The following is a 4,306-nucleotide window of genomic DNA, read 5'->3' on the forward strand; positions in this document are numbered from 1 at the left end:
CGGTCTGGAGCAGGTCAGTGAGAGTGACCGGCGTGCGAGTGCCCGCCGGATGCCTCCTGCTCGGGCTTCTCCACGATCGCGGTCTCGGTGGTCAGGACCATCCGCGCGACGGAACAGGCGTTGACGACGGCCGAGTGGGTGACCTTCACCGGGTCGATGATGCCCGCCGAGACGAGGTCGCCGTACTCGCCGGTGGCGGCGTTGAAGCCGTCCCGCGGCCCGAGGTCGGCGACCTTGCTCACGACCACGGAACCGTCCTCGCCCGCGTTGGCGGCGATCCAGAACAGCGGGGCCGACAGCGCCTTGCGGACCACGTTCACCCCGACGGCCTCATCGGCGTCGGCGGTGTCCTCGGCGAGCCGGGCGAGCGACGCCGCGGCCTGGACGAGAACGGAACCGCCACCGGCGATCACGCCCTCCTCGACGGCGGCCTTGGCCGAGTTGACCGCGTCCTCGACGCGGAGCTTGCGCTCGGTGAGCTCGGTCTCGGTGGCGGCTCCCACGCGGATGACCGCGACGCCACCGGAGAGCTTGGCGATGCGCTCCTCGAGCTTCTCGCGGTCCCAGTCCGAATCCGTGTTCTCGGCCTCGCGGCGCAGCTGTGCCACCCGGGCGTCGACGTCCGCCTGGTCGCCGTCGCCGTCGACGATGATCGTCTCGTCCTTGGAGACGGTCACACGGCGGGCGTGTCCGAGCACCTCGAGGCCGCAGTCGGAGAGCTTCATACCCAGGTCCGGGCTGACGACCTGACCCTTGAGGACGATCGCGAGATCGTCCTGGAAGGCCTTACGACGGTCGCCGAAGAACGGGGCCTTGATCGCCACGGCCTTGATGGTCTTGCGGATCGAGTTGACGACCAGCGTCGACAACGCCTCGCCGTCGACGTCCTCGGCAACGATGAGCAGAGGCTTGCCGGTCTCGGCGACCTTCTCCAGCAGCGGGAGCAGGTCCGGGAGGGAGCTGATCTTCTCGCGGTGCAGCAGGATCAGGACGTCCTCGTAGATGGCCTTCTGCTCGTCGGGGTCGGTGACGAAGTAGGGGCTGAGGTATCCCTTGTCGAAGGCGATGCCCTCGGTCACGGCGACCTCGGTGTGCAGGCCCTGGGACTCCTCGACGGACACGACGCCGTTGACACCGACGGCGTCCATGGCCTCGGCGACCATCCGGCCCACCTCGGGGTCGCGCGAGGACACGGTGGCGACCTGCGCCACCCCCTCGGACCCCGACACCGGGGTGGCGGCGGACTTGAGGAACTCCACGACGGCGGCCGAGGCCTTCTCGATGCCCTTGCCCATGGCCATCGGGTTGGAGCCGGCGGCCACGTTGCGCAGCCCCTCACGGATGAGCGCCTGTGCGAGCACCGTCGCGGTGGTCGTACCGTCACCAGCGACGTCGTTGGTCTTGGTGGCGACGCTCTTGACCAGCTGGGCACCGAGATTCGCGAACGGCTCGGAGAGCTCGATCTCGCGGGCGATGGAGACACCGTCGTTCGTGACGGTGGGGCCACCGAAGGCCTTGGCCAGCACGACGTGCCGGCCCTTCGGGCCGAGCGTGACCTTGACGGTGTCGGCGAGTTGGTCGACACCGGCGAGCATGCCCTTACGGGCCTCCTCGTCGAACGCTATCAACTTGGACATTGATGGGACTCCTGGAAGGAAGAGGGTGTTCGGGACGGACGGGTCGTACTGCGTCACAGACCGGTGAGACACCACCGCCCCGGCGGGGCCGGACACTGGCCGGCGCCACCGGGGCGGGGTTTTACCGACTCACGTCAGTCGATGACCGCGAGAACATCGCGCGAGGAGAGGATCAGGTACTCCTTGCCCTCGTACTTGATCTCGGTTCCGCCGTACTTGGAGTAGATGACCTTGTCCCCCTCCTTGATGTCCATGGGGATGCGGTCGCCGTCCTCGTCGAAGCGGCCCTTGCCGACCGCGACGACGGTGCCCTCCTGGGGCTTCTCCTTGGCGGTGTCCGGGATGACGAGGCCGGACGCCGTGGTGGTCTCGGCAGCGGTGGCCTCGACGAGAATCTTGTCCTCAAGCGGCTTGATCGCCACGATGGATCCTCCGTGTGTAGATGGCTGGTGTGTTCAGGGGGCGGGGCACCGGGGTGGCGTCGTCGCGGGTGACGCGACCGGGTCCATGCCTATTGGCACTCTATATGCGCGAGTGCCAGCACTCAAGTGTCCCGGGTGCACGATTCGACCCCGTTCGCGGATGGCGAACACCGCCGGCCCACACACGCCCGGTTCGGGACCAGGACGCGCGCGCGGCCCCCGCGTACGATCAGCGGGAAGTCCCGCCACCCCCGGGAGGAGTAGACGCCCATGTCCCGTACCCCATCCGGTGACGCGGACGCGCCTGACGGGCCGGGTCCGGGGGACCCCGCCCGCGATTCCCACGCCGGTCCCCCCGACGTCAACGGGACAGCACTCGCCGCGGTCGTGTTGGCGGTGGGCAACGTCGTCTTCGGGTCCTTCCTGGGACTGTTCCTGCCCGTCCTCCCCGCGGTCTTCGCGCTCGCGTCGGTCCTGCTCGGCCATCTCGCCCTGGCCAGGATCCGTCGGACCGGACAGGCCGGACGCGGTCTCGCCCTCACCGCCCTCGCGGTGGGATACCTGTGGCTGGCCGTGATCACACTGGTGGTCTGCGGGATGCTGCTGTTCACCGGGTACGGCTTCGCCCTGCTCGGGTTCTGACGCACCCACGTCACACCACCTGGGTCACCCCGACCGTGAGCCCCGGATCCGCTGCCACGGTCAGGGCACTCGGCTCGGCACCAGCGGCGAGGAGGGCGGACGCCACCGCCACGACCATCGCCCCGTTGTCCGTGCACAGCCGTGGACGGGGGACCCGGAGGCGGATTCCGGCCGCGGCGCACCGCTCCGCCGCCAGCTCCCGCAGTCGGGAGTTCGCCGCGACTCCCCCGCCGATGAGCAGGGTCCCCACCCCGAAGTCGACGCAGGCACGCACGGCCTTCATGGTGAGCACGTCCGCCACGGCCTCCTGGAAGGACGCGGCCACGTCGGCCACCTCGAGGTGCGACCCGTCGCGCTCGGCGGCCTCGATCCGGCGCGCGACCGAGGTCTTGAGTCCGGAGAAGGAGAAGTCGTGTCGAGCATCCCGGGGTCCGGTCATCCCGCGTGGGAAGGGGATGGCCGCCGGGTCCCCGGACGCCGCGAGCCGATCGATCACCGGACCGCCCGGGTATCCCAACCCCAGGAGCCTCGCGACCTTGTCGTAGGCCTCCCCCGCCGCGTCGTCGACCGTCGAGCCGAGTTCCACCACCGGATCCGTGAGCGACCGCACGTGCAGGAGCTGGGTGTGTCCACCGGAGACCAGAAGCGCCACGCACTCGTCGAGTGGTCCGCCGTCGAACCCGGCCACGGCGACGTGCCCCACCAGGTGGTTGATCGCGTAGAACGGTCTGCCCCACGCGGCGGCGTAGGCCTTGGCCGCCGAGGAGCCCACCAGCAGTGCACCGGACAACCCGGGACCGATGGTCGCGGCCACGGCGTCGGGTCGGTCCACACCCGCCTCGGCGAGCGCTGCGCGCACGGTCGGGACGAGCGCCTCGAGATGCGCGCGGGAGGCGATCTCGGGCACCACGCCGCCGAAGCGCGCGTGCTCGGACATCGACGAGGCCACCACGTCGGCGAGCAGCTCCGCACGCCCGTCGTCGTGTACCCGTGCGACCGCCACGCCCGTCTCGTCGCACGAACTCTCGATCCCCAGTACGGTCCTCACGAGCCGTCCCCTCCTCCCGCGTCGGGTCCGCGGCGCGCCGGACGCACCATCAGGTGCGCGTCGGCCATGCTCGGACGGTAGTACCTGGGTCGCAGCCCCACCACCTCGAAACCGTGGGCCTCGTAGAGCGTGCGGGCCGGGACGTTGTCGGTACGTACATCCAGGAGGACGGGCGCCGCCTCCGCATCCGCCACGGCGAGCAGCCGACGCAGCATCGTGCGCCCGATCCCCCGGCCCCGGTAGGCGGGGTCGACGCCGATGGTGTGGACCTCGAACTCCCGGTCCCCCTCCCGCCCGAGCGCCGCCAGCACGGCGTAACCGACCAGTGTGTCCGCCGACCGGGCGGCCAGACAGGTGGTGTGCCCGGAGCCGATCTCGGACAGGAACGAGGCGGCCGACCACGGTCCGTCACCGCGGAACAGCACTCGTTCGAGTTCCGCGCACCGCATCGCGTCACCCGCGACCAGCGGATCGTAGACGACGCCGTCCGCGGCGGACCCGCCCGGCACCGGACCGCTCACCGTCGTGGCCCTCCGGGGTCGACGCCCCGCAACGCC

General features: G+C 70.5%; 5 protein-coding genes. 1 reads left to right on the top strand and 4 read right to left on the bottom strand.

What is annotated here, in order from left to right:
* Nucleotides 1-14: 14 nt before the first annotated feature.
* Nucleotides 15-1,637 (bottom strand): chaperonin GroEL, encoded by a 1,623-nt coding sequence (groL, locus tag G6027_RS15080; RefSeq protein ID WP_182637884.1) that lies wholly within the window; start codon nt 1,635-1,637, stop codon nt 15-17.
* Nucleotides 1,638-1,771: 134 nt separating this feature from the next.
* The gene (groES, locus tag G6027_RS15085; protein WP_017837219.1) at nt 1,772-2,059 is read right to left on the bottom strand and encodes a co-chaperone GroES; all 288 of its coding nucleotides are present in this window, start codon (nt 2,057-2,059) and stop codon (nt 1,772-1,774) included.
* A 270-nt stretch (nt 2,060-2,329) separates the two neighbouring features.
* Here groES and G6027_RS15090 point away from each other — a divergent pair, with 270 nt between their 5' ends.
* Nucleotides 2,330-2,701, top strand: a complete 372-nt coding sequence (locus G6027_RS15090; RefSeq protein WP_182637885.1) for a DUF4190 domain-containing protein — start codon at nt 2,330-2,332, stop codon at nt 2,699-2,701.
* Nucleotides 2,702-2,711: 10 nt separating this feature from the next.
* Here G6027_RS15090 and tsaD read toward each other — a convergent pair whose 3' ends face one another.
* Together tsaD and rimI are read right to left on the bottom strand one after the other, a co-directional pair.
* Nucleotides 2,712-3,749: a tRNA (adenosine(37)-N6)-threonylcarbamoyltransferase complex transferase subunit TsaD gene (gene tsaD, locus G6027_RS15095; protein ID WP_182637886.1), complete on the bottom strand. Its 1,038-nt coding sequence runs from the start codon at nt 3,747-3,749 to the stop codon at nt 2,712-2,714.
* Nucleotides 3,746-4,198: a ribosomal protein S18-alanine N-acetyltransferase gene (gene rimI / locus G6027_RS15100; RefSeq protein WP_182637887.1), complete on the bottom strand. Its 453-nt coding sequence runs from the start codon at nt 4,196-4,198 to the stop codon at nt 3,746-3,748. The genes tsaD and rimI overlap by 4 nt, the downstream gene beginning before the upstream one ends.
* Between the last annotated feature and the right edge of the window lie 108 nt (nt 4,199-4,306).

It is taken from the genome of Dietzia sp. SLG310A2-38A2 (genome assembly GCF_014145095.1).
GTDB lineage: Bacteria > Actinomycetota > Actinomycetes > Mycobacteriales > Mycobacteriaceae > Dietzia.